Raw genomic sequence first — 24,891 nt, 5'->3', positions numbered from 1 at the left:
TTTTCTTGAGCCACTTTATACTACCTAGATTACACGGGCATGTTCATGAGTTCTTTATAGGCTTCGACGAGCTTATTTCTCACTTGTATGGTTGCTTCAAACGCGACGCTTGATTTGTTACGAGCAATCATCACGTCAGATAACGACACATCGGCATCGCCACGGTCAAAACGCATCTGCAAATCGCCCGATGTTTTTTGTAGGCCATTTACGTTATTTACTGCTTGGGAAAGCATGTCTCCAAAATTCGCCCCTACTTGATGGGCATTGGCTGCAGGCTTAGTGTTTGACGCTTCAAACATCATCGCTTGCATTTCACTGTGTAATCCGTCAACTTTCATGCTTTACCATCCACTGCCAATAAATTGACAGTTTCCTTTCACAATTCTGATACTGGGCGTTAATTGATAATATTCAGCAAAAATTATGCCACGCCTACCCCGATACTGACTAGCATCGGGGCAAATTAATTTGTGACGATTAGCTAGGGATCTCAATTCCAGCATCGCGCATTTTGGCAAGCTTATAGCGCAGCGTTCTTGGGCTGATACCTAACTTCTCTGCCATTTCTTTTCGGCGACCCTCACACTCTTTGAGCGTCTCCAAAATGATGGCAAACTCTTGGTCACGTAGTTCACCACCAAGACCTTCGCTGGTTGCCACTGGGCGAGCCAGTTCAGACACAGCTTCAGCAACAGGCGCAACCGTTGGTACTGCCACCGATTGTGGTTCTGCTACTGCCATTTGCAGGCTGGATGCGTCTTGCCAATCCACGCCTTCCAACAAAATATGTTCGGCTGAGACTCGGTTTTTCTCGCACAGGATCAGGGCTCGCTGAACCACGTTATCAAGTTCACGAACGTTACCTGGCCACGGATAGGATTGAAGTTTGGCTAGTGCTTGCTCAGTAAACTCCGGCATAGGCATACCCAATTTCTTACAGTGACGCTCCGTCAGGTGACGTGCTAGCGGCGCAATATCGCCGGTACGCTCACGAAGCGCTGGCCAAGCGATTGGGAACACATTGAGTCGGTAATACAGGTCTTCTCGGAAGTTACCCTCTTGCACATATTGCTTAAGGTCGCGGTTACTGGTCGCAAGTACACGAACATCCAATGAGATACTCTTACGGCTACCAAGACGCTCAACCTCACGCTCTTGCAATACACGCAGCAATTTTGCTTGAAGGTTTAGATCCATCTCGCTGATTTCATCCAGCAAAATGGTCCCGCCTTGAGCTTGTTCAAACTTACCAGGACATGCCTGAATCGCGCCGGTAAATGCGCCTTTCTCGTAGCCAAACAACGTCGCTTCGAGCATGTTATCTGGAATCGCCGCACAGTTAATGGCTACAAAAGGGCCGTCAGCACGCAGTGATTTGTTATGAATGTAGCGCGACATGACTTCTTTACCAGAGCCACTTGGACCAAGAACCATAACACTCGCATCGGTCTTAGCGACCTTCTCTGCAAGCGCAAGGAGCTGAATACTCTTCGGATCAGCAACAACCGCATCACCATTATCGTCCGACTTAACTGGCGCATAGCGACTCACCATATTGAGCAAGACTTCAGGCGCAAAAGGCTTCGCCATATAATCAATGGCGCCCTCTTTCATCGCCGCTACAGCGTCTTCAATATTGGCGTAAGCCGTCATTAGCAGAACAGGTAAGTTCGGCCAGTGCTGCTTGATGTTACGTAGCAGGGCTAGACCGCCCATGCCTGCCATCTGCACATCAGAAACCACAATATCTACGGGTTGAGTTTTCAGCTTCACCAGCGCGTCTTCCGCACAGTCCGCTTCGACCCACTCGTAACCTGCAAGCGCAAGAGTATCGACTAATGCTTCGCGTAGACCTTCATCATCCTCTACGATCAGTACTTTGCTCTGAGCCATCAGTTTAATCCTTCATCTGTTACTTCTTGATTCGATGTGGTTTCTGCTAGTGGCAGACACATGGTAAAGCATGCGCCATCATCGTCTTCTGATATTAATTCCAATCGTCCCTCGTGGGCACGACATACCATTTGCACTACTGCGAGACCAAGGCCCGTGCCTTGTGAACGTGTCGTGAAAAATGGCTCCATGATTTTTTGTTGTAGCTCTTTTGGAACGCCCGGTCCGCTATCTTGAACCGAGATCTTGAGTTCATTATTTACGGGTCTAAAGAACACATCGACCTGGGAGCCCTTACCCGCAATTTGGACTGCATTGAGCACGAGGTTACTTAGCGCTGACGCCAACGCATTGGCGTTGCCAAGGAGCTGAGTTTCCTCTTGCTCGACTTCTAAGCAGTAATCAATTTGATTGCTCTTCAGCGTGGTCTCTACCATAGGTTGATATTCTGCGACTAAATCAGCGATGGTAAACGGCTTAATCACCTTGTTATCACCGCCTTTGGCAAACAGCAGCATATCATTCACCTGCTTTTCTAGGTCATGCAGTCGATCGACAAGCTTGACTTGAAAACGCTCACGTGTCGCTTGCGGCAAGTTTGGCGCTCCAAGATTCGACGCGTAAAGCATTGCGCTCGACAATGGCGTTCTCACTTGGTGTGCCAATGACGCCACCATACGTCCCAATGATGACAATCGTTGCAGGTCGCTGACGCGAGACTGGAGCAAACGTGTTTCGGTAAGGTCGGTAATTAGAATCAGCTGACCGGTTTTTGACGCTGAAATAGCAAGGCGCACCTTACGCCCATTACGCAGCGATACCTCATGGCCGTCATCTTCTCTTGGGTCAAACACGACTTGGATAAGGTGGAACCATTTTTGACCAACAAGTGGGATCTCTAAGATTCGATGCGCTTCAGGGTTGGCTTCTCTTACAACGCCTTGGGAATCCAATAGGATAACGCCCGCAGGCATGGCTTCGATAACCTGTTGGTAGCGTTCAACTTGCGCCTCTAGGGAGTCAAGATGTGAGCTCGACTCTGGTTCAGGTTGCGATGTTTCATTGACCATCTGATTCATTTACGAGGCTTTCCTTTCTCTCATTACCGCTCGTAGAAATACGTAAGCCCAAAAAAGACTATAGCCCGACAATGCAAAAGGCATGCCGAGCTATATTCTTTCAAAATCAGACACTTAATTGCGTCAATTTTTTGTCGTCAATTTTTTATCGTGACCAGAGTCAAATTTTAGTCGAAGAGGGAAACTAGCGATTGATGCTGTACTTGCGCATCTTTTCCACCAAGGTGGTTCGGCGCATCCCCAGCATATCGGCAGCACGTGCCACAATACCGTCTTGAGCATCAAGCGCTTGATTGATCATATTCACCTCAAGATCCGCCAACATCTCTTTAAGGTTGACTCCTTCTGGAGGCAGTGACTGAGGAGAGAGTTGCTCATCAAACTCTGGCTCATCGCTGAACGAGAAGTCATCAGAGAAAATGCTGTCTAACGCGTCACGCTCTTGCTCTTCAATGGTTTTGAACGCATTCATTTCTGGTTGGAACTCGGGAATATCACTGTAGCGGTATTTAACCGGTAGGTGATTCACATCCACCAAGCTATTTGGGTACAGGATAACCATACGCTCAACTAGGTTCGCGAGCTCACGTACGTTACCTGGCCAGTCATGCTCCATTAGAGAATTAATAGATCGTGGTGCAAAGCAGATTGGTTGGCCACCTTCTGCTTCCATACGAGCTAAGAGTTCTTGCAGTAACAGAGGAATATCTTCTTTGCGCTCACGAAGCGAAGGCATCTCGATCGGGAATACGTTCAGACGATAGAATAGGTCTTCACGGAACTGCCCTTGAGAGATCATTGATTCAAGATTGCGGTGTGTCGCAGCGACAATACGAACATTGGCCTTAATGACAGCCGTTCCACCCACACGCTCGAACACTCGTTCTTGCAGCACGCGAAGCAGTTTCACCTGCATTGGCATTGGCATATCGCCAATTTCATCCAAAAACAGAGTGCCGCCTTCTGCGAGCTCAAAACGACCTTTACGTGCGGTAATAGCGCCAGTAAATGCCCCTTTCTCGTGACCGAACAGCTCACTTTCTAGCAAATCTGGTGGGATCGCACCACAGTTAACTGGCACGAAAGGGCCTTTACGGCGAGTTGAATGGTAGTGGATATTTCGCGCCACCACTTCTTTGCCCGTGCCCGATTCACCTAAGATTAGTACGTTGGCTTCAGAGCCTGATACCTGCTCGATTAGATGGCGAACCTCTTGAATACCCGGACTCTGCCCAACTAGGCTGCGAAATAAAGTGTTTTTGCGTGCCGCAGAAGGTACTTGAACGCCTTTGCGGCCAAGAAATTCGCCACAGTGACGCAATGCATCGCTAAGCTGACGGTAGTTTAGAGGGAATTCGAGTTCACCGACAAAGTTTGTCAGCGACTCTACCGCACCAGTAAACTCGCTTGTGACGAGTAAAGGGATATGATTTGACACAGAAAGCTGCGACAGCAACGCTTTAGAAAGCGTAGGGCTTTGCAATGCACCAACGATGCACCCAGACCAGGTCCGAGTCCAATCAATCTGATTGATGTCGTTTGATGAAATTGCGACGCAGTGCTCACCTACAAACTCGAGAATGGTTTGTAGGTTATTTCGCACCTGCGAGTCATCAGCGATAACAAGAAGTTTAGCTAAGTCTTGCATGTGTCAGGAATAATGCCTTGATAAGTCAACCATATGTGGCTTCTCTTTAGGTGATGAAGCTCACATAACAACTAGCCTTTATAAAATCACTATGTATTTTATAAAACAATTGGTTAGGTACAAAAAAAGCGCCATTGGCTAAGAATGGCGTCTATTCTATTGGCATTATTTTCATAAGGCAACTGACTGACAGTCACTTTAAGAGGTTTATTCCGCTTAAATACCTACTTCTTGAGCAGTTAGGTTGTGATAATCAGTTGGAATTTGATCCCAAGCAGATTTTATCTCGCGGATAATTTCTATAACATCATCAATTGGTTGCGGATTGTTTTCATGATTAGCCGCTGAAATTTGCGTGATCATGAACTCATACAGTTGGTCTAAGTTCTTCGCAATATCACCGCCATCGTCCATCGATAGGCAGCTACGCAGCGCGATAATGATGTCCAGCGCTTTACCGATACGCTCACCCTTCACTGGAATATTGCCTTGTTCCATCGCCGCTTTTGCTTGGATCAAACGCTCTATCGCTCCACCCATCAGCATTTGGATAACTTTGTGCGGCGAGGCAGCCGTCAATTGGCTGTCTACTGAAACTTTCTTATATGCTTGCAATGAACCACGCATCACTATCCTCTCAAATATAATTTTTGTACTGCTGTAAGGAACGTTTACCATGTCGGTATTTTCTTAACGACTGTCCCAGCTGTTCCGTTTTCGATTCCATAAGTACCGTGATATGGCGCGTCGACTCGACGACTTGTTTCCATTGGGCACTTTGCTGCAGGTTCGGATTCCTTTTGCAGACATCAATGATGGTTTTGACTATTTGTTCTCTTTTATCGACCAGTTGATGAATTTCTTCAGTCTCTGGGTCAATATTTTCTATCAATGATAATAAACGGTGATCCAAATCACTTAACTCATTGAAAATATGCATTTAAATGCCCTTCCCCAACACGATTACGACAGTGCATTCATCATGCCTGCTAATTGAGCTTGCATCTTACCCGTGGCGTCTTGCATCGCCGCGAACTTGTCTTGAGTTCGCTTCTCAATGCCTTGCATGCGCCGATCGAGCGCGACCTGGTCATCGTTAAGTCGATAGTTCTGTTCTGTGAGACTCTTTTCACGGGTACGAATTGAACCTGTCATGCCCGTCATACTGTGGATCGCATCTTCGACCTTTTTAGCAAAGCCGTTATTGCCACCAAAGAAGTCTTCTAGCTTATTGAAGTTGTTGTTGAGCTGCTTATCCAAAAGCTGATAATTGATTTCGAGATTACCCGCACGAGTGGTGGTGATACCGAACTCTGTCAGTGTCTTCAGATCCTCAGGTGCATTCTCAATGCTGGCCGAAAACACGCTTTTTAAACGAGAGTCTGCGCTACGCACGATGCTATCACCGGCAAGTGGCCCTGCCATTCCTGTCGCTGGATCAACTTTGGCTAGATCCTGTGACACTTGGAAAAATTGGTTATAGGCGGCAACAAACTGCTCGATGTCGGCACGAACACTTTCTCTATCGTACTCGACACCAATTTCTGCAGCGCGCTCGCCCGGTTTGGTGGTGCCTTTGAGCGTCAGATCGACACCTTCAATCGCGTCCTCAATCACATTGTTGTGACTGGAAAGCTCAGCGACTCCATCAAGTAACACGACAGAATCTTGGGCAGATTGAACTTCAGACATCCCCATATAAACCTGCATTGAGCGCTGCGCTTCAGCTAGTTCAGCTTGAATTGCTTCCACTTTCTCTAAACGCTCTCGCTCTTCTGGAGAGAGTTTTTCACGCTCAAGCTTTTTCGCTTCCTCTTCCGTCATATCGCCATCGGCAACGGCCTTGGCGATGGCCGCTTTCTCAGCCGCAAGTTCCTCTTCTAGCTTGGCTTGGGCTTCTGCTGGCGTGACATAAGAATCCGTCAGCGTGCCTGATGCGGTGTTCGACCAACCCGGCACATCTTTTGATTTTTCGATGGCTTTCTCATCAAGCTCAGGCTTCGGTGCTTGATAAGAATCCATAAGGGTGCCCGACGCGGTTTCTGTCCAGCCAGGAATACTATCTTCAGGGCGGCCAGATTTTGCCTCTTGAGTCTGTGCGGCGTTTTCTTCGCCTTCTTTGACAGCCTCTTCTACCTTGGTTTGCTCAGCAGAATTTAATTCTTCATCCGTTTTCGCATTTTCACCGACTTTCGCCGATTCCTCCGGGTTCAGCTCACCGTCTACCGCATCTTCGCCCGTTGGCATACCTAGCACGCTTAGGGCTTCAGCTTGCGCTTTTTCAAGATCGCGAACTCGCTGCTCAATCGTCTTGTATTCAAATCGATAGAGATCGTTACCAACTTCTGCATCAACATTGATGCTGATGGCTTTTTCAGCGCCAGATTGGTTGGAGGCAACGATAAGTCTCGGGCCATTACGGTCTTTAATAATGGAGGCTCGTACGCCGGGATTGTCGCTGGCACCGTTAATCGCTCTCACGACATCGGTGAGTTTGGAATTCTTGCGAAGGGAAAAGTCGAACTGCTCGTCGCCAAGAGAAATTTGCAGCTTACCTGGGCCAAATCGTGTGTCTTCTGGAATAACATCAGAAGCGATTTTATGGCTCTGTGCAAGCTGCAATACATCGACAGCATATTTGCCAGCGATCGCATCAGTCGTCGCTGTTGCTGTGACAACACTTTCTTCAGTGGTGTTCACACTTCGAAGTGCAAACGCCTTTTCCTGGCGAAAGTTTGCCATCAGATTTTTCATCGTATCGAGTGACTCTCTGAGTCGTCCATAGGCACTGATACTGGTATCAATTTTTGCGCGCTCGAAGTCGATACGTTGCTGCTTTGGAATACGCTCAGCATCGACTATCTTGCTCACCATGGAATTGATATCCATGCCAGATGACATCCCTATCGGACCCATTACTCACCAAACTACTGCAAATCTATACCAACCTGACCCAGTCAGGTCAGACATTAAACCAGCATGTCTATGGTTAACGAGCCATGCTGTTCAATGCGCTTTAAAACTTCGAGTAGTTCTTCATCAGGAAACTGGCGAATGACGTCACCACTTTCTTTCGCATACACTGTGACAATATTGCGACCTGTATCTTCATCAACACGAAACGACAAACCCGTATTCATGTCACTTAAGAACTTATCCAGTCGCTCTACCATCTTTTCGCGCTCAGCATCATTCAGTTGCTGTCGTTCATTGGCGATGCGTTGAATCATCTCCGTCGCCTTCTTATTAGAAAGCTCTGGCGTCTCAGTTTTATTGACCCCTTCAACCGACTGAGATTTCTCTTTTTTCTCTGTCGTTACCTGTTGAGAGGCGGCATTGTTAGTATTCTTTGAAGCAAGTTCTGTGCCATTCGATGAGGCAAAAGGCTGAATGTTCGATGCGTAGGATGAAATGTCCATTCTCGCTCTCCCTGTTCTAACCTTGTATTGTCCAACTCCAACTGAGGTACTTCTCGTTGAGCAATAACATTGAAATTGGGAGTTGGCGGTAAAGGGACGTTACCGCCAACCAACCTTGCCTAAGGTCTACGACGAAATTAGCCTAGTAGGCTAAGCGCCGCCGATGGAGACTGTTTCGCTTGAGCAAGAATCGAAGTACTTGCTTGTTGCAAGATTTGATTCTTAGTCATCTCAGTTGTCTCTTTAGCATAGTCTGTATCTTTGATACGGCTATTTGATGCATTTACGTTTTCGTTAATGTTGCTTAGGTTGTTGATAGCGTGGTTGAAACGGTTTTGGAATGCACCCAGTTCTGCACGTTGAGAGTCAACGCTCTTCAATGCGCCATCAAGAATAGCCACCGCTTCTTGAGCACCCGCTACTGACGTTACATCTACGTCTTTAACAGTCACGTCTTTCGCGTCACCTAGATCGAGTTCAGAAGCTAGAGCACCACCAAACGTCACTTCACCGTCTACTTTTTGAGTAGAAGCGAACAGCTGAATTTTGCCGTCTTCGCCAACCGATGCTTTAACGTCATCGCTCTGACCGTTGATGTAAGTCGCTAGCTGTTCGATATCATCGCCTTGTTTAGCGTTGATAGTAAGATTAACGTCATCACCTTGCTTGTTGGTGTAGCTCATAGTGATTTCAGTATCAGTACCAACCGTCCAGTTAGCATCTTTGCCTGTGTTCGCTGCGTAGCTCTTACCACCCATTTCTGCTGTATCAGAACGTAGGTTACCCATAGTAAGCATTACTGCTTCACCAGAGTCAGCACCGATTTGGAAAGACTGAGTACCGTAAGTACCGTTTAGAAGACGGTTACCACCGAATGACGTTGTTTCTGCGATACGGTTAAGTTCGTCGTTAAGCGCAGTCACTTCTTCTTGAATCGCAACACGCTCGTCTCTTGAGTTAGAACCGTTTGCAGATTGTAGTGATAGGTCACGCATACGTTGCAGGATATTTGTAGTCTCGTTCATTGCACCTTCAGCGGTTTGTGCAATAGAGATACCGTCGTTTGCGTTTTTCACCGCCATATCAAGACCGCGGCTTTGCGCGTTCAAGCGGTTAGAAATCTGTAGACCCGCAGCGTCATCTTTCGCGCTGTTGATTTTATAGCCCGAAGACAAACGCTCCATTGATTTTTGTGTACCTTCCGCAGCGTTGTTCAGGTAACGCTGGGCGGTCATTGCAGACACGTTAGTGTTTACATTAATTGCCATATTGATCTCCTTAGGCATTTAGGGGTAGATGGCCTCTGTGTCTCTCACCTCACGTTGGCACATCTGATTTCATTTCTCTCAATCCCTGTAACGGCGATTCATTTAGAAGCTTTAGAAAAAAAAGTGATTTTTTTTGGAGTAAATTCAATTGATTGAATAAATGTGAGCTTGATCTAAATAATTCGGCTGGATGAAGGTAAGAAATCCCTGATTGGAAAGGAGCAATCATTTAATGCAAAAAACCAGAGCCGAGGCTCTGGTTTTGTCGTTCTTGAACGCTTAAATCAGCGCGAGCGATTAGCCTAGTAGACTTAGTGCCGCGTTTGGCGCTTGTTTCGCTTGTGCCAAGATTGAGCTTGATGCTTGCGATAGGATCTGGTTCTTCGTCATCGCTGTCGTCTCTTTCGCAAAGTCGGTATCTTTGATACGGCTCTTCGACGCATTCACGTTCTCGTTGATGTTATCCAAGTTGTTGATTGCGTGGTTGAAACGGTTTTGGAATGCACCCAGCTCCGCACGGTGGCTGTCTACATACTTCAACGCTGAATCGAGAATCGCGACTGACTCTTGAGCGCCGCCTACTGTAGTGACATCGATAGTATCAACCGTAACTGCTTGCGCGTCTTGCATACCAAGCTCACCCGCTAGGCTGCCACCAAAGCTCACGTCACCGTCTACTTTGTTGTTACCTGCAAATACTTGTAACTGACCATCTTCGTTTACTGACGCTTTCACTAGGTCTGTTTGACCATTGATGTATGTCGCTAGCTGCTCGATGTCATCGCCCGCTTTCGCATTGATGGTCAGTGCTTGGTCTTGACCAAAGCTGTCTTTTAGCGTGATGGTTAGCTCGTTTGCATCCGCCGCTACGCTCCAGTCTTTGTCTTTCGCGTTCGCTGCTTGGTAGCTTGAACCACCCATCATTTCGTTGTCTGAACGCATGTCGCGTAGGCTTAGCATCACAGCTTCACCATTGTCAGCACCAATTTGGAATGACTGAGTACCGTACGTGCCGTTTAGAAGACGGTTACCACCAAATGATGTGGTTTCTGCAATACGGTTTAGCTCGTTGTTCAGTGCCGTCACTTCTTCTTGAATCGCTACACGCTCTGCTTTTGAGTTTGAGCCGTTCGCGGATTGAAGCGATAGGTCACGCATACGTTGTAGGATGTTCGTTGTCTCGTTCATCGCACCTTCTGCTGTTTGTGCGATTGAGATACCGTCGTTGGCATTACGTACTGCGACGTCTAGACCACGGCTTTGTACGTTCAAACGGTTAGAGATTTGAAGACCCGCTGCGTCGTCTTTTGCGCTGTTAATTTTGTGACCAGAAGACAAACGCTCCATTGACGTTTGTTGAGCCTGGTTTGCGTTGTTTAGGTAACGCTGCGCAGTCATCGCTGATACGTTTGTGTTTACATTCACTGCCATGTTGTTTCTCCAATTGATTTTCCGGTGTAGCGGTTTCCGACGTCTCGGAAAACCAAGTAGTTCTCTCAAAGTTAATCTTTTAACGACACGGCAAATAAAACCTTTAGGAAAAAACGAGAAAAAAATCGATAAAACATCCGTTTGGTTAGGAATTGAGCAAACGACAACAAAATAACAAAAAAGCGCTAAAGATCCGTTTAGCAGTGCCGAAACAGTCAGATTTTCGTTTGTATTTGCCGTTGAAAAGCGAGGAGCTGAAGGTAAAAGTTGAGGGGGCTAAAAAAAGAAAAAGCCCCTATTCCTTTGAGAGAACTGGGGCTGGATGGAAGCCATGGCCTGTGTGGAGATCAAGAGAAATGAACACAATCTGGCTATCCGACATACCTAATGGCCGTATCAGGGCAGGTTGAGAGAGAGAGCCCCAACACTTTCACTAAGTATGCTTGCCAAGCAGTTGGGTAGGTACGCCACGTCTGGCTAGTTACCCTCTGCTTTGTCTGGATGTCCTTACTATTGTAGTAGAGACATCGCAGAGTTCGGCAACTGTTTCGCTTGAGCAAGAATCGAGGTACCCGCTTGCTGCAGGATCTGGTTCTTGGTCATTGCGGTTGTTTCCTTGGCGAAATCGGTATCCTTAATGCGGCTGTTCGACGCATCAACGTTTTCTTGGACGTTCGCTAGGTTATTAATACTGTGGCTCAAACGATTTTGTTTGGCACCCAAATCAGCGCGCTGTGAGTCTACATACTTAAGCGCAGAGTCGATAACCGAGATGGCATTCTGAGAGCCGGCAACGGTAGTCATATCGATGTCTTGAACCGTAGTTAGCGTGCCTTCACTCGATAAACCAAGCTCGGATGCTAGGTTTCCAGAGATGGTCATGTCTCCTTCAAGCGCAGGCTCTGCTACAAAGATCTGTAACTCACCATTATCACCAACGGATGCGCTCACAAGGTCTGACTGACCGTTAATGTAAGTCGCTAGCTGCTCAATATCGTCGCCCGCTTTTGCAAACAGGTCGATAGAAATCTCCTCACCCGCTTTGGTGGTAAACTCGAACTTAAGGTTATTGGCGTCCGGTGCAACTGACCAGTTCGCATCTTTAGCGTTCTCCGCTGTAAAGGTGGTACCCCCCATACGGAAGTCGTCAGCACGAACACTCGTCAAACCCATAATCATCGCTTCACCTGAGTTTGCGCCAATTTGGAATGACGCATCGCCAAACGATCCATTCAACAGGCGGCGACCACCAAATGATGTCGTCTCTGCAATACGGTTAAGCTCCGCTTGCAGTGCCATTGATTCTTCGTTGATTGCTTGGCGCTCTGACGGAGAGTTTGTGCCGTTCGATGATTGAATCGCAAGGTCACGCATACGCTGCAGGATATTGGTCGACTCGTTCATCGCACCTTCAGCGGTTTGGGCAATCGAAATACCGTCGTTTGCGTTTCTCATCGCAACATCAAGACCACGAGACTGCGCTGTAAGACGGTTGGAGATTTGCAAACCCGCCGCGTCATCTTTCGCGCTGTTGATCTTGTGACCCGAAGACAAACGTTCCATCGACGTATTAAGGTCGTTCGAGGACTTGTTGAGATAACGCTGTGCGGTCATCGCCGAAACGTTAGTACTTACTGTAATTGCCATGTTGCTCTCCTAAATGAGTTCGCAAGCGTTTCAAGTTGGATTGCGATCAAACCACCAGTCTTTGGCTAAAACCGGCCGTCTACATCCACCTGATACCCCGTATCAGATGGAGTATCTAATCATTTTCACGTAATCAAGCTTTGCTAAAACGGCAAAGTCTTGGTTGTTCAAATCTTATTAATACAAATCACGTGCCAAGTTTTAAAGTTAATCGTGAATTATATTTATAATGTTTTATTTCAATAACTTAACTAAATCACATTTGATCAGCAAATGAATTAAGTTCTATCTATTGATGCAAGTGGCAAGGCTCTAGTCTACTAGCTTGCCGCTTCGTCGTTTCAGCTTTACCGCTGTCGTTTCAACACTACCGCTTTCGTTATCTGCACCTAAGGCTGAGCTCATAGGGCAACCGATAACCAGAGAGGTAATCAATCCTATAGATAGTTAAACAGTGTTAAGTCCTTGGTTTTACCAAAGGCAAGCTGTGACGCCTGCAAAGCTCTTGAGTTCTCTTCAAATTCGATAACCGCTTTTGAATAATCAAGATCTTCAAAATTACTTTTTGAGCGAGCCAGCGAGATCTTAAAGTCTTCATGCTGCTGCTCTTGAATATCTAGGGTGTTTAGCCTCGCACCTACGTCCGTTCTGGACTTTGTTAGATGCAAAAACGCAGCGTTAAACTCTTCCGTCACCTGGTGAAGCTGCGCATTAGAGCTCGCATCCGATACGTCGTAGTCCATCCAATAGATTGCGTCTCTAAAGCTATCGAATACGCTAAAGGTCTGGCGAGGCTCTAGCTCTATCGCATCACCAGGCGTAATTTGACCTTTAATGCGAATGTTCAAGCCTTCGTATTCGACCCCCGTTTTAGGGTCGAAGTCGCCAGCTTTGACCACTGAGCCATTCTGCTCAAGCTGGTAACCAAAACGATCGTTACCCATATCGACAAACGTCACTTTATAGCGATTGTTGTCATTCGAGTTGGTGTTCGTCGCTTTGTCGAGAAGCAGTTCCGAAGCGTTTTGTAGCTGGTATTTGGCCGCATAGTCACCAAACGGATTATCGACTTCCATAAACAACTTACTGCCAGGATCACTCGTCGGGATTTCCATGCTGTTAGAGATGCGCATCTTGCGCTGATAATCATCACCTGCGTACGACATTTTGCCGTTGCTGTCGACAAAGAACGGCTGTGTCTTTGGCTTAGTACCCGCAAAGGTATAATTGCCTGACTCGTCTTGATTGTTGGCCAGCGCTAAAAAGTTGGCAGCAAGCTCTTCAATTTGACGCGCTTTCGCTTCTCTATCTTGTGGTGATAACGCGCCGTTGATTGACTCCATCGTCAAACGCTTGGCGTGATCGGTGAACTGCTCTGTCTCACGTAGCATCACCTCTTGATGCTCTAGACGGTTACGAGACAAAACAATAGAATCTGTGTGCTGCTTAAGCTGCTCGGTTTGCTGACCGACTTTCTGAAGATAGTGAATCGCCAGCGGATCGTCTGCCGGCTTTTGCAACTGTTTGCCAGACGCTAGCTGCGCCTGGTTGTGGTGAATCTTGTTCTCTTGCCTGCGCAAATCATTTTGAACTGTCTGATAGCTGTGAAAGCTAGAAATACGATTCATCATGTTCCATCACCTCCTATCGCAGTGCCAAAATGGTATCGAAGGTTTCATTCGCGGCTTGCATCACTCGCGAAGAGGCCATGTAAGCTTGCTGAAACTTCATCATGTTTGCCGCTTCTTCATCCAGGTTGACCCCAGATATCGATGCAATACGGCTTTTTGCTGATTCATGCTCTAGATTTGCCACTTCTTGTAAGCGTGTCGCCGTCGAGGCTTTAAGACCAACGTCTGTGTTCAGGTTGTGGTAAACATCGATTAGCGTCGATTCACCACCATTCATGGTCTTATTGGTTTGAATGTTCAGCATTTTACGCAGGTTGCCGTTGTCACCTTCAGCAGGGTTTAGGTTCGCGGTGAACTTGTCGCCTGGCAGTGCGCCGTCGGTAAGTTCAAACGTCGTCCCCAAAACAGTGACAGGTTCTGTTGGCGGATAAAGCTGCGGCGTTAATAGCACGTTGCCTTTGGTATCGGTAACAGCAAACTCTTTGCCTGTCGGCGATACATGAACCTCGAACTCACGAAGTTGCCCTGCGCCAGTAATCGTAAACTTCGCGCTACCTTGTGCATGAGTCGTTGAAGCCTCGAAGCTGTGAGCGGCAATGGTTTTCGGATCTGTGGTTGCCATTTGCAACGTAGCGGCGCCATTTCGGGTTGGGCGAAGCAATAGCTTCTCACCAGACTCTGGTGCATTTTTGATGTTAACCACCATGCCATCTAGATAGAAAGCACTCGCGCCCGCATTAAGCTCAACGATTTGATTCTCACCATTAGGCTTAGTCACCACATAGTTAGCACCATCGTATTTAAGCGCGTATTCGCCGCCTTGTAGCTCACTGGTATCAGCGATATATACCGCTACATCCGATTTCGAATTCGGAGACGCCACCACTCGCGACTTGGCTATTACCTCGGTATTTACGTCCACAAAGATGTCCGCACCGACTTGACCATTAAGGTCTAGACCCTGCCCCTGCAGCTTGTTCACTTCAAAGGCAAAGGCGGTAGATAAACGCCCAAGTTCATCCATGATGTATGGAATTTCTTTGTCGCGTAGGTCGAGCATACCTTCAATTTTGCCGCCAATATCATCGGATTTAATGGCTTTTATTCCTTTGCTCTCGACCATTGCCAAGCGTCGTTGGTGAACGTCGGGCACGCCGTCGATCATCTTCAACTGGCTGGCTTCAGTACCAGAAACTAGGGTATGACCATTACCGATATGAACGTTAAAACCTTCAGCATTTGCACGAGGAGTCACCGTGACTTTGGTGTATTCTGATAACTCTTTGACTAACAGCTCATGCTTATCCATGAGATCGTTATGAGGCCCTGGTGTTCGCATCATCAAACGGTGAATATCTCGAATTTCAACCGCAAGCTGGTTAACACGCTCAATGCCCATGTCGAGCTTTTTGTTCGCTGTGTCCGCTTGTTGGCGAACAGACTCGTGAAAGTTGTTCATGGTTTGGCGAATCAGATCTGCTTTCTCAAGCACCACTTTACGAGCACCCACATCATTTGGGGTGTCGGCGAGTGTCTTAACAGAATCGAACCAGTCGTTGAGGTTTTCTGGGATTTTCTTGGATGCCACAGAAGACAACATACCCGAGAGCAAATCTAGGTTTGCCAGATTCTCGTTGCGATAGTTCATCTGTGTGGTTGCCATGTTTAGCTCTTTAACGGCAAACTGATCCCACGAGCGGCGAACATTTTCCACATGCACGCCCATACCGTAGGTTTGCCCCCCAAACTGCCTAGGGTCGTTGGTACCCTGGATGACAGATTGACGGCTGTAACCCTCTGTATTTGCATTAGAAATGTTATGACCAGTCGTAGTTAACTGTCTCTGAGCTGTGAGGACACTTTGTGTACCTACATTCAGAAGATCTGACGCCATATCGCCCCCAAAAACCTCAAAATCGGGCAAAAATCAGTATGATTTGCCCGTGCTTATCTTAGTAAATGCAAAGTACATGCCACATGATGTAAGTAATTATAAATACGCGGTTTTTAAGAAGAAAAGCGACAGAATCTAGCGCTGTTAGATGGATTAGGTGACGTTAAAAACAAACTCGCTCGACATAGGAGCCGAGCAAGAAGAAGTATAAATAGAACGTAAGCTACATCGACATGTCATCAATCTGCTTCTTCACTCTTAATACCTTATCGGCGTAACTTGGGTCTGTTGCATAGCCCGCCTTGTGAATGTCACGAATAAACGACTCAGAGCCTTGGTTACGAGTCAGTGCGGTTTGGTATCTCGGGTTTTCATTCAAGAACTTCACATAGTCATTGAAGCTGTCTTCATAGCTACGATAAGAGCGGAATGCTGCGCGCTCTTGAACAGGTACGTTTTGATGATACTCAAGGGTTTGCGTTGCCACTTTATCGCCATGCCAACTGCGATCAGCCTTGATATTAAATAGGTTGTTACTACTACCCTGGCTATTGTTGACCACTTTCTGCCCCCACCCTGTTTCGAGAGCGGCTTGCGCCAATAGCAAAGAAGAATCAACGCCAAGGGAGCGCGCTGCGCGATCCGCATAAGGTTTAAGCGAAGACACAAAGTTCTCTGGTGTATCAAAATCTACTGCCTTGGCTTTCGTTCTTGGTCCATCAAGTCCCAGTGCTGCAGCCGTTTGGCGTGCTTTCGCTTCATCATATGGCTGGCGCTCTGGCAAATCGAAGGCTTGACTGCGAACTCTTAGCTCAGTGTTTGCCGCCGCCTGCGCTTCAGGAGCACGAGCGCTACCAAGCTGCGCTACGATCATGTCAGCAAGACCAAGCGAACCTGAGGAGCTCAGTTCGCTCGCCATCTGGTCATCGAGCATTTGACGATAGAATTGACCGTTGCCGTTATTGGTTAAGTCCGACTCAAAATGCGTATTGGCATCACGCATGGATTTCAGCATCATCGAGGTAAAAATCGATTCAAACTGACGAGCCGCCGCATTCAATGCCGCTTCGTCGTCACCCTCTTTACCGCTAACGGCTTTCTGACGAAGCGAGTCAAGGCTAGCGATATCGTGAATGAAACCAATGTCGTTCGGGTTTTTCATCATGTTGCTGGCACCTTAGATAACAATCAGCTGACCTTCGATGGCACCAGCATGCTTAAGTGCCTGAAGTATGGCCATAAGGTCAGAAGGTGCCGCTCCCACTTCGTTGACTGCTCGAACCAAATCATCGAGTGTGAGGCCTGGCTGGAAGTTAAACATCTTGCCAGAGCCTTCAGATACTTGAATATCAGAATTAGGAACCACAACCGTATCACCTTCACTAAAGGCATTCGGCTGGCTCACACGCAAGTTTTCTTTAATAGCAACTGTCATGCCGCCGTGAGTAACCGCTGCGGGTTTCAGCTTCACATGTTTGCCGACAACAATGGTACCAGTGCGCGAGTTAACGATGATTTTTGCGCCACTGTCCGCAGTGTCAAACTCAACGTTTTCAACTGCAGAAAGGAAAGCAACACGCTGGCTCAGGTCACGAGGCGCACGCACGCGAACCGAGGTCGCATCCAATGCATTCGCCATTTGTGGACCTAGGAAGTCGTTGATGGCATTCGCCATGTTTTGTGCAGTGGTAAAATCAGACTCCAGCAAGTTAAACGTGATGTAGTCTCCGCGAGAGAACGGACTTGGCACTTCACGCTCTACTGTCGCGCCGCTAGAAATCATGCCCACAACCGGGTTATTGCCCACGATCTTAGAGCCATCTAGACCTTCTGCACTGAAGCCACTGACCACTAGGTTGCCTTGAGCAACAGCATATACTTCGCCATCAAGACCTTGCAGGAAGGTTTGCATCAGTGTGCCGCCACGGAGGCTTTTTGCCGCACCGATGGAAGACACGGTAACATCGATTTTTTGACCCGGCTTAGAGAAGGCTGGTAGGTCAGCCGTCACGATAACTGCCGCAACGTTTTTAAATTTTGGTTTGAAGCCAATTGGCATTTGAATACCAAACTTCTCCAGCATTGAGCGGAAGCTCTGCTCAGTAAATGGCGTCTTCTCACCCGTACCAGGTAGACCCGTTACCAAGCCATAACCCACCAATTGGTTGCTACGAACGCCGGCAACCTCTGACACATCCTTGATGCGTGCCGCTTGCACACTTGCCGCGGCAAAACACAAACCTAACAGTAAAAACGTAAACTTTTTCATGATGTTACCTTAAAAACAAACAAACCCTCTTAGGAGAGGGTTTGCCGCTTACGATTCGATTAATCCTATCCTATAGGGATACATTAAAAAATCGTGCCAAGAATCCAGGTTCTTGCATATCTTGTTGGTTTCCGGTGCCAGAATATTGAATTCGCGCGTTAGAGATACGGTTTGAAGCAATCGTGTTATCAAACTCAATATCATCTGGGCGGATAGTACCACTCAAGCGAATATACTCATCACCCGTGTTGAGCGTTAGCCACTTCTCCCCACGGATCACTAGGTTTCCATTGGCTAATACTTCAATGACCTCAACGGTAATCGAGCCAGAAAGACTGTTGCTCTGGTTCGCAGATGCATTCCCTTTAAAGCTGTTGTCATTTTTTAGCTCATAGGAGAAGTCATAGTCGTTAACGGTGACTGGTCGTCCGCCAACAAACAATGGGTCCATTGATGAATCGTTGGCTTTAGACAAATCTGCATCGGCACTTTTTGCCGCTTTAGTCGCTTCATTCAATTCCACGGTAATGATGTCACCAATACCGCGCGGTTTAGAGTCGTCATACCAATCACGAGCATAGTGGGTGTTAAACAGTGAACCCGTTGCCGCTGCGTAATGCTCAGGCTTGTTTTTTGGATGAATCGGTGCCCATGCTGGGTCGTCAGCTATCGGGTCGGTACGACCACGCAACGTATCAACAATACCCGAAGATTGGCTACGATCGCCCTCAACCGCATCAACGGCTGTGGTGCTGTCCGCCACTTCGTCTACGGATTCTTCCTGCCCAAACTGTGCACAACCAGATAAAACAGCCAACAATGAAATACAAAGTAGTTTTCTCATTTGTCATCTCTCCTGTTATAGCTGCTGGTTCGCGAAACTCATCATCTTGTCGACAGACGAGATCACTTTCGAGTTCATTTCATACACGCGCTGTGCTTCGATCATATTAACCAGTTCTTCTGTCACGTTAACGTTTGAGCTTTCAAGCGTCGACTGACGAATCTGACCAAAGCCATCCAATCCAGGTACACCCTCGTTTGGATCACCACTCGCACCTGTTGGTAGGTAGAGGTTCTGACCAATTGGCTCTAGACCACCAGGGTTAATAAAATCAACCGTCGTAATGTTACCCACTACCTGGTTATCTTGCTGCCCACGAACACGTACTGAGACTTCACCGTCGGTACCTATGGTGATTGAAATTGCATCTTCTGGGATGGCAATCTCTGGCTCTAGCGCATAGCCCGCACCAGACGTCACGATGATGCCTTCATCGTTAAGGGTAAACTGACCATTGCGGCTATAACCGATGTTGCCATCTGGCATTAGCACTTGGAAGAAACCATCGCCTTCAATCATCATATCTAGGCTGTTGGTGGTGGTTTGAGCGTTGCCCGGTGTGTGGATTTTTTGTGTAGCCACCACCTTTGAACCTGCACCTAGCATCAAGCCACTCGGAAGCTCCGTGTTCTGAGATGACTGACCACCAGGCTGGTTAATGTTCTGATAAAACAGATCTTCAAAGACAGCGCGGCTCTTTTTGTAGCCGACAGTCGATGCGTTCGCCAAGTTGTTTGAGATTGTTGAAATATTGGTTTGCTGGGCGTCTAAGCCAGTCTTACTTACCCAAAGTGCCGGATGCATATTCTTCCCCTATGTCCTTATTAACCCATGCGAAGCAGTGAATTAGACGCTTTGTCCATGTCTTCTGCTGTGCTCATGAGTTTCACCTGCATCTCAAACTGACGCTGCAGATCAATTAAACTTGTCATTTCACCAACGGCATTCACGTTACTGCCTTCGACAGCACCTGTCATAAGCTGAACGTTCGCGGAAGCCTCAAAACCCAGCTCAGGGTCTTTGCTGCGAAACAAACCATTGGTGTCTTTGAATAGTGAGCGGTTGTCGGTGTTCGTAAGCTTGATACGATCGACGATTTCCATTTCATCCGCTGGAGCATCTTGAGGAATGACCGACACAGTACCATCGCGGCCAATTTCAATTTTTCTCAATGGAATAGGCACAGTGATAGGCGTACCTTGCTCACCTAAGACTAGGTGACCGTTGCTGTTCGACAGCAGACCGTTTTGGTCAACACGCAGTGCACCGTTTCGAGTTAGACCTTCTTTACCCGTTTTATCCAGTACAGAGATCCAGCCTTGCCCCTCGATAGTGACATCTAAATCACGACCGGTAGTCACGACACTGCCTTGCTCAAAGTTGTGCCCAGGACGCTCTGTCATGCTGAAAACACGACTTGGCATACCTTCCCCATACGCTTGCATTGAGCGCGCTTGGGCAAGGTCGGCACGAAAGCCTGGTGTGCTTGCGTTAGCAAGGTTGTTAGCTCTTAACTGCAAAGCGTGCATATTTTGCTTTGCACCACTCATCGCGAGATACAGGGCACGATCCATTGATAGCTCCAATATTCAAAGTACGAGAGCTATAAAGCAATCTCTGTGCCAAATAATTTATTCTTTATTTATCAGTAGCATATGATTGAAATGGGCTATTTCTAACGATCATGGCAAACGTGGCAGGTGCGGCAATGGCAAAGAAAAACGGCAAGGAGGCAAGGTAAGCGGCAAGGTCGAATGAAAAAAGAAACAACCCGTGCGGTAGATTCACATCTAGCACACGGGATAGAGTCGTCTTGATGACAGCGCTAAGGTTAGCGGATCTGTAGGATGTTTTGTTGCAGTTGGTTATGAACGTCCAGCGCACGAGAGTTCGCTTGGAAGTTACGCTGCGCAGAAATAAGGTCCACCAGCTCTTGAGTCATATCGATGTTCGACTGCTCCAGAGTACCGTTGTTGATGGTACCAAACGAACCTTTGTTCGATTCACCCCAGATTTTCGCACCTGAAGCTGTGGTTGAATCCCACTGAGTACCACCTTTCTTATCTAGACCCTGCTCGTTCGCAACACGAACCATAGCAACGCGGCCTAGAGTGACGTTTTCGCCGTTTGAGTAAGTACCAAGTACGTTACCTTGCTCATCGAAGTCAACTTTGGTCAAGAAGCCTGTCGTTGCACCATCTTCTTGGAACTTGGTTAGCTCAAATGGAGCAGCGAACTGAGTCGCGCTGTCTAGAGAGAAAGAAAGCGTCTGTGCTGGATCAGCACCGTTCATTTCAACGCCGTTTTCACCCAGTGGGGTCGTAACAATCGGCTGACCATTGTTCAAACTTGCCAGGGTACCGTCATTGTTAAAACGCATAGTATGACCAACGTGACCTGTCGGGCTCGTTGCATCACCACCAGCGATATTCACCGGACGCTCACCGCCACCATCGGTCACCGTGTAGTAACTCTGCCACGTGTTTGGCTGAGTTTGATCTTTGACATAGTAAGTCGTCATCTTGTAAGACTGACCCATTGAGTCATACATAGTCGAAGAAGTCGAACGGTTGTACGTTTCTGGATCGGTATGATCAAACAGCGCAGGATCTTTTAGATCGCCATTCGCTGGAAGGTTCACACCAATTTCGATGTTTGCTGTTTGCTTTGGCTTACCAAACTCTGGCGGGATGTTGATAGGCTTAGGTTCATAAGAAACCACTTCATTGGTATCTTTGTTCACCTCGTAACCAAGCAAGAACTCATCGTTAGACGTCACCATGTAGCTGTCTTTATTTAGGTGGAAAGCACCGTTACGAGTCAGCTCATTTTGCTGTGGAATTAGGCGATCTTTAGATACAGCAAAGAAGCCTGTACCACTAATGCGCAAGTCCATTGGGTTATTGGTTGAGATGCTCGAGCCTTCGTGGAATTGCTGAGCAATTTTGCTCGCTTGAGCACCGCCACCCGGAGTGGTCTTTGCATTCGTGAACAATGAGGTAGAGTACACGTCACCAAACTCGGCACGAGACTCTTTAAAGCCATACGTGTTGGCGTTGGCAATGTTGTTACTGGTGGTGTTCAGATCTAGCTGTGCCGCAGATAGACCGCTTAAAGATACATATGACATTCCTAATCTCCTAATCTAACCAGCGGTTATGCTTTGCCGACTTCCAGTACTTCTGCGAGTCGAACTGGATTCTCAAAACCAGCTAGATTGAGCAGTACATTTCCATCGCCTTTGCCAAGAAGAACGCTGTTGACGTTAGCGTACGTCGACACTTCAAACTCTCGGCTTTCCCCTTCTAGTAAGCCAGATGCTTTCACATTGTATTTACCAGCAGGCATTGGATTACCTTGATCATCTTTACCGTCCCATTCAACGCGAGCGTCGCCACCTGGCTGAGCTCCCACATCAAAGGTACGGACTAATTGACCCATTTCATTTTCTACACGAACAAACAGGTTATCCATGGACTGTGGTAACTTCACCATCGCCGCCATGCCCGCATCCGCTTGCTTAATACCGGCAGCGCCTGGTACCAACACATCGCGACCTACTAACGAGGACGCTTGAAGCGCTTGGTTAGACGTCATAGATGAATTCAAGTTTTCAAACTGAGTATTCATCTTGCCGATACCATCAACTGTGGCAAACGACGCCATTTGAGCGATCATTTGGTCATTGCTGACAGGCTTGAACGGGTCCTGCTGAGACAACTGCTTGGTAAGTAGTGATAGGAAATCTTCTTGCTTAAGATCCTGCTTACCTGTGGTCTCTGCAGCTTTGTTTTGTTCTTGCAGATTTTTTAGTTGGTCAAGGTAGGATAAACTGCCTTGACCAACATTGTTGATTCCAGCCATTTGCTATCTCCTATCTCTATTGACCCATGCGCAAAGTGCTTAACAGCATCTGCTTGCTCGAGTCCGCTACCTGAACATTTGTCTGGTATGAACGCGACGCTGAGATCATGTTTGCCATCTCTTCCATCACGTTAACGTTCGGCTTATAGATAAAACCTTCGTCGTTCGCGAGTGGGTGATCTGGGTTGTACTCTGCGTTTAGGGGCTTGTCGCTCTCTACAATGCCCATCACTTTGACTGGCACAGTATGATCACGGTTGTATTTCGCTTTGCTAAGCTCAGCACCAAATACGGCATGACGCGCCTTATAGGTGTCTTTGGCTGAGCTACTAATACTGTCGGCATTAGCGAGGTTACTTGAGGTCGTATTAAGACGAACCGATTCTGCGCTCATAGCGCTGCCTGTTACATTGAAGACATTAAATAAGCTCATCTAGATTACTCCCCTTTGATCGCTTTGGTCATATTTTTGAATTTGCTACCTAAGAAATCGACAGATGCCTGATGTCTTAGTTGGTTTTGCATGAACAAGTTACGTTCTAGATCCACATCAACGGTATTGCCGTCTCCTGTATCTGGCTGAGTTGGAGTGCGGTAAAGCACCTCGCCAGAAACATTCGTAGAGGCAGAAATATGCCGTCCATCTGTGCGGCTAAGACCAATACTTGCCCCTGAGGTTGCCGCTCTTAACGCACGGTCGAAGTCCATACCCTTAGCCTTATATCCAGGCGTATTTGCCTGTGCGATATTGGTAGAGATGACTTCAGCATTCTTCTCGCGCACCCCAACGGTATGCTGATGAATGCCTAGTGCATTGTTAAAAGAAATGGCCATTGAAACCTCATCGTTCAAAAATACGTGCCTGTGTAATATACAAAGCAATATCCGCGCCAAAAGTTACAAGACGACAAAAAAAGTAAATTTGTCGACTCAGGCGCACTCGATTCTTATCTGATTTACGCTATCGCAACCCTGGCAGAGAACTGTTTTGCAAAAAGCAGACCAAACAAGATGGTGGATGTCATTAGGAATGTCGTGACAAAAGTCATCCAAGCTTTTGCCTACCATCAGAATAGCAAACAAAAAAGCCTTGGCGAAGACCAAGGCTTTGAGAGATAAATGTTTGAGATGTGCCGCACTAAGATTTCAGCTTGTAGATGATACCCGGATTGCAGCGCACCATCTCAAATTGATCCGTCAAACCTGTCAAAGATTCGGATGCACCAAGCAATAGATAACCACCAGGGTTTAGACTTCGTGCCATCTGGTTGAGTACCTTAGCTTTCATGTCAGGCGAGAAGTAAATCAACACGTTGCGACAAAAAATGATGTCAAACTTTCCGAGCAGCGCATAAGAGTCCATTAGGTTCTGTGGTCTAAAGTTCACTAAACGCTTAACGTTGTCTTTCACCTTCATCTTGCCATTGCCGGAATCTTCGAAGAAGACACGACGACGCTCAGGTGACAAACCACGACCTAGAGCAAGGTTGTCATACTCCCCTACTCGGCACATATCCAACATAGTGCTAGAGATGTCCGTCGCAGTGATCGATACGCTCGGCAACATACCCGGTTTCTTGGTTTGTGTCTCAAGGACCGTCATTGCCATCGAGTAAGGCTCTTGACCAGAAGAGCTCGCCGCTGACCAGATCTTGATCGGACGCTTATTCGCCGCCATCTCTGGCAGCAGTTTATCCGCTAACACCGTAAACGGGTAGCCATCACGAAACCAAAGGGTCTCATTGGTCGTCATCGCATCAACAGTAGCAATACGCAGCTCACGATTACGTCCGATCACGACATCTTTAAGCAACTGGGACAACGAGCCAAGACCAAACTTTGATACAAGTGGACTTAATCGGCTTCTTACCAAATACTGCTTGCTATCGCCAAGCACAATGCCGCATTGGGATTCCAAAAAGCGGCTAAAATCGCGATACTCTTGATCGCTAATGGTTATCGCTGTCATTCAATTCTCTATACTACTTTACTAAGGCTTGC

The 24,891-nt window shown here is 47.3% G+C and carries 23 protein-coding genes; all 23 read right to left on the bottom strand.

Annotated elements, in window-relative coordinates; all coding sequences use genetic code 11:
• Nucleotides 1-29: 29 nt before the first annotated feature.
• The 23 genes from fliE to AC6I8U_RS04365 all read right to left on the bottom strand — a co-directional run bounded on the left by fliE (nt 30) and on the right by AC6I8U_RS04365 (nt 24,859).
• Nucleotides 30-341 carry a flagellar hook-basal body complex protein FliE gene (gene fliE / locus AC6I8U_RS04475; protein WP_042478457.1) on the bottom strand — a complete coding sequence of 104 codons (312 nt, stop codon included), beginning with the start codon at nt 339-341 and terminating at the stop codon, nt 30-32.
• A 139-nt stretch (nt 342-480) separates the two neighbouring features.
• Complete coding sequence (locus tag AC6I8U_RS04470) at nt 481-1,896, bottom strand: sigma-54-dependent transcriptional regulator (RefSeq protein ID WP_234495424.1); 1,416 nt, start codon at nt 1,894-1,896, stop codon at nt 481-483.
• A complete protein-coding gene (locus tag AC6I8U_RS04465; protein WP_234496052.1) occupies nt 1,896-2,966 on the bottom strand; it encodes a sensor histidine kinase in 1,071 nt (356 codons plus the stop codon). The genes AC6I8U_RS04470 and AC6I8U_RS04465 overlap by 1 nt, the downstream gene beginning before the upstream one ends.
• A 193-nt stretch (nt 2,967-3,159) precedes the next feature.
• Complete coding sequence (locus tag AC6I8U_RS04460) at nt 3,160-4,623, bottom strand: sigma-54 dependent transcriptional regulator (RefSeq protein WP_498017849.1); 1,464 nt, start codon at nt 4,621-4,623, stop codon at nt 3,160-3,162.
• A 216-nt stretch (nt 4,624-4,839) separates the two neighbouring features.
• A complete protein-coding gene (gene fliS, locus AC6I8U_RS04455) occupies nt 4,840-5,250 on the bottom strand; it encodes a flagellar export chaperone FliS (RefSeq protein WP_042478453.1) in 411 nt (136 codons plus the stop codon).
• Nucleotides 5,251-5,260: 10 nt separating this feature from the next.
• Nucleotides 5,261-5,563: a flagellar protein FliT gene (locus AC6I8U_RS04450; RefSeq protein WP_042478451.1), complete on the bottom strand. Its 303-nt coding sequence runs from the start codon at nt 5,561-5,563 to the stop codon at nt 5,261-5,263.
• A gap of 23 nt (nt 5,564-5,586) precedes the next feature.
• Complete coding sequence (gene fliD, locus AC6I8U_RS04445; RefSeq protein WP_498017848.1) at nt 5,587-7,539, bottom strand: flagellar filament capping protein FliD; 1,953 nt, start codon at nt 7,537-7,539, stop codon at nt 5,587-5,589.
• 53 nt (nt 7,540-7,592) lie between these two features.
• Nucleotides 7,593-8,042 (bottom strand): flagellar protein FlaG, encoded by a 450-nt coding sequence (locus AC6I8U_RS04440; RefSeq protein WP_042478449.1) that lies wholly within the window; start codon nt 8,040-8,042, stop codon nt 7,593-7,595.
• A gap of 137 nt (nt 8,043-8,179) precedes the next feature.
• Nucleotides 8,180-9,310, bottom strand: a complete 1,131-nt coding sequence (locus AC6I8U_RS04435; RefSeq protein ID WP_042478446.1) for a flagellin — start codon at nt 9,308-9,310, stop codon at nt 8,180-8,182.
• Nucleotides 9,311-9,607: 297 nt separating this feature from the next.
• On the bottom strand, nt 9,608-10,741 hold the full coding sequence (locus tag AC6I8U_RS04430) for a flagellin (RefSeq protein ID WP_234495348.1): 1,134 nt from the start codon (nt 10,739-10,741) through the stop codon (nt 9,608-9,610).
• Between the two features lie 510 nt (nt 10,742-11,251).
• Nucleotides 11,252-12,388: a flagellin gene (locus AC6I8U_RS04425; protein ID WP_498017847.1), complete on the bottom strand. Its 1,137-nt coding sequence runs from the start codon at nt 12,386-12,388 to the stop codon at nt 11,252-11,254.
• A 437-nt stretch (nt 12,389-12,825) separates the two neighbouring features.
• Nucleotides 12,826-14,019, bottom strand: a complete 1,194-nt coding sequence (gene flgL, locus AC6I8U_RS04420; RefSeq protein WP_128650685.1) for a flagellar hook-associated protein FlgL — start codon at nt 14,017-14,019, stop codon at nt 12,826-12,828.
• 13 nt (nt 14,020-14,032) lie between these two features.
• A complete protein-coding gene (gene flgK / locus AC6I8U_RS04415) occupies nt 14,033-15,913 on the bottom strand; it encodes a flagellar hook-associated protein FlgK (protein WP_498017846.1) in 1,881 nt (626 codons plus the stop codon).
• 223 nt (nt 15,914-16,136) lie between these two features.
• Nucleotides 16,137-17,078: a flagellar assembly peptidoglycan hydrolase FlgJ gene (flgJ, locus tag AC6I8U_RS04410; RefSeq protein WP_394150602.1), complete on the bottom strand. Its 942-nt coding sequence runs from the start codon at nt 17,076-17,078 to the stop codon at nt 16,137-16,139.
• 12 nt (nt 17,079-17,090) lie between these two features.
• Nucleotides 17,091-18,182 carry a flagellar basal body P-ring protein FlgI gene (locus AC6I8U_RS04405; protein WP_234495420.1) on the bottom strand — a complete coding sequence of 364 codons (1,092 nt, stop codon included), beginning with the start codon at nt 18,180-18,182 and terminating at the stop codon, nt 17,091-17,093.
• A gap of 70 nt (nt 18,183-18,252) precedes the next feature.
• Nucleotides 18,253-19,026: a flagellar basal body L-ring protein FlgH gene (gene flgH, locus AC6I8U_RS04400; RefSeq protein WP_234495419.1), complete on the bottom strand. Its 774-nt coding sequence runs from the start codon at nt 19,024-19,026 to the stop codon at nt 18,253-18,255.
• Between the two features lie 15 nt (nt 19,027-19,041).
• Complete coding sequence (flgG, locus tag AC6I8U_RS04395; protein ID WP_128650731.1) at nt 19,042-19,830, bottom strand: flagellar basal-body rod protein FlgG; 789 nt, start codon at nt 19,828-19,830, stop codon at nt 19,042-19,044.
• Nucleotides 19,831-19,850: 20 nt separating this feature from the next.
• The gene (gene flgF, locus AC6I8U_RS04390; RefSeq protein WP_128650732.1) at nt 19,851-20,600 is read right to left on the bottom strand and encodes a flagellar basal-body rod protein FlgF; all 750 of its coding nucleotides are present in this window, start codon (nt 20,598-20,600) and stop codon (nt 19,851-19,853) included.
• A gap of 257 nt (nt 20,601-20,857) precedes the next feature.
• Nucleotides 20,858-22,156 carry a flagellar hook protein FlgE gene (flgE, locus tag AC6I8U_RS04385; protein ID WP_042477717.1) on the bottom strand — a complete coding sequence of 433 codons (1,299 nt, stop codon included), beginning with the start codon at nt 22,154-22,156 and terminating at the stop codon, nt 20,858-20,860.
• Between the two features lie 26 nt (nt 22,157-22,182).
• A complete protein-coding gene (flgD, locus tag AC6I8U_RS04380; protein ID WP_234495418.1) occupies nt 22,183-22,890 on the bottom strand; it encodes a flagellar hook assembly protein FlgD in 708 nt (235 codons plus the stop codon).
• A 16-nt stretch (nt 22,891-22,906) separates the two neighbouring features.
• Nucleotides 22,907-23,323 carry a flagellar basal body rod protein FlgC gene (flgC, locus tag AC6I8U_RS04375; RefSeq protein ID WP_042477714.1) on the bottom strand — a complete coding sequence of 139 codons (417 nt, stop codon included), beginning with the start codon at nt 23,321-23,323 and terminating at the stop codon, nt 22,907-22,909.
• Between the two features lie 5 nt (nt 23,324-23,328).
• The gene (gene flgB, locus AC6I8U_RS04370; RefSeq protein ID WP_042477711.1) at nt 23,329-23,724 is read right to left on the bottom strand and encodes a flagellar basal body rod protein FlgB; all 396 of its coding nucleotides are present in this window, start codon (nt 23,722-23,724) and stop codon (nt 23,329-23,331) included.
• A gap of 304 nt (nt 23,725-24,028) precedes the next feature.
• Entirely contained in the window at nt 24,029-24,859 is an 831-nt protein-coding gene (locus tag AC6I8U_RS04365; RefSeq protein ID WP_498017845.1) for a protein-glutamate O-methyltransferase, read from the bottom strand.
• Nucleotides 24,860-24,891: the final 32 nt, after the last annotated feature.

The organism is Vibrio sp. KUL80, from assembly GCF_059725495.1.
This window is presented reverse-complemented; position numbering and strand designations above follow the sequence as displayed.

Coding starts and splice junctions, on each gene's coding strand:
- flgH (WP_234495419.1), bottom strand. CDS start 19,026: ATGAGAAAACTACTTTGTATTTCATTGTTGGCTGTTTTATCTGGTTGT.
- fliS (WP_042478453.1), bottom strand. CDS start 5,250: ATGCGTGGTTCATTGCAAGCATATAAGAAAGTTTCAGTAGACAGCCAA.
- AC6I8U_RS04470 (WP_234495424.1), bottom strand. CDS start 1,896: ATGGCTCAGAGCAAAGTACTGATCGTAGAGGATGATGAAGGTCTACGC.
- flgL (WP_128650685.1), bottom strand. CDS start 14,019: ATGATGAATCGTATTTCTAGCTTTCACAGCTATCAGACAGTTCAAAAT.
- fliE (WP_042478457.1), bottom strand. CDS start 341: ATGAAAGTTGACGGATTACACAGTGAAATGCAAGCGATGATGTTTGAA.
- AC6I8U_RS04365 (WP_498017845.1), bottom strand. CDS start 24,859: ATGACAGCGATAACCATTAGCGATCAAGAGTATCGCGATTTTAGCCGC.
- AC6I8U_RS04405 (WP_234495420.1), bottom strand. CDS start 18,182: ATGAAAAAGTTTACGTTTTTACTGTTAGGTTTGTGTTTTGCCGCGGCA.
- flgD (WP_234495418.1), bottom strand. CDS start 22,890: ATGGCTGGAATCAACAATGTTGGTCAAGGCAGTTTATCCTACCTTGAC.
- flgK (WP_498017846.1), bottom strand. CDS start 15,913: ATGGCGTCAGATCTTCTGAATGTAGGTACACAAAGTGTCCTCACAGCT.
- flgJ (WP_394150602.1), bottom strand. CDS start 17,078: ATGATGAAAAACCCGAACGACATTGGTTTCATTCACGATATCGCTAGC.
- AC6I8U_RS04440 (WP_042478449.1), bottom strand. CDS start 8,042: ATGGACATTTCATCCTACGCATCGAACATTCAGCCTTTTGCCTCATCG.
- flgG (WP_128650731.1), bottom strand. CDS start 19,830: ATGCATCCGGCACTTTGGGTAAGTAAGACTGGCTTAGACGCCCAGCAA.
- AC6I8U_RS04465 (WP_234496052.1), bottom strand. CDS start 2,966: ATGGTCAATGAAACATCGCAACCTGAACCAGAGTCGAGCTCACATCTT.
- flgF (WP_128650732.1), bottom strand. CDS start 20,600: ATGGATCGTGCCCTGTATCTCGCGATGAGTGGTGCAAAGCAAAATATG.
- flgB (WP_042477711.1), bottom strand. CDS start 23,724: ATGGCCATTTCTTTTAACAATGCACTAGGCATTCATCAGCATACCGTT.
- AC6I8U_RS04425 (WP_498017847.1), bottom strand. CDS start 12,388: ATGGCAATTACAGTAAGTACTAACGTTTCGGCGATGACCGCACAGCGT.
- AC6I8U_RS04435 (WP_042478446.1), bottom strand. CDS start 9,310: ATGGCAATTAATGTAAACACTAACGTGTCTGCAATGACCGCCCAGCGT.
- AC6I8U_RS04460 (WP_498017849.1), bottom strand. CDS start 4,623: ATGCAAGACTTAGCTAAACTTCTTGTTATCGCTGATGACTCGCAGGTG.
- flgC (WP_042477714.1), bottom strand. CDS start 23,323: ATGAGCTTATTTAATGTCTTCAATGTAACAGGCAGCGCTATGAGCGCA.
- AC6I8U_RS04450 (WP_042478451.1), bottom strand. CDS start 5,563: ATGCATATTTTCAATGAGTTAAGTGATTTGGATCACCGTTTATTATCA.
- AC6I8U_RS04430 (WP_234495348.1), bottom strand. CDS start 10,741: ATGGCAGTGAATGTAAACACAAACGTATCAGCGATGACTGCGCAGCGT.
- flgE (WP_042477717.1), bottom strand. CDS start 22,156: ATGTCATATGTATCTTTAAGCGGTCTATCTGCGGCACAGCTAGATCTG.
- fliD (WP_498017848.1), bottom strand. CDS start 7,539: ATGGGTCCGATAGGGATGTCATCTGGCATGGATATCAATTCCATGGTG.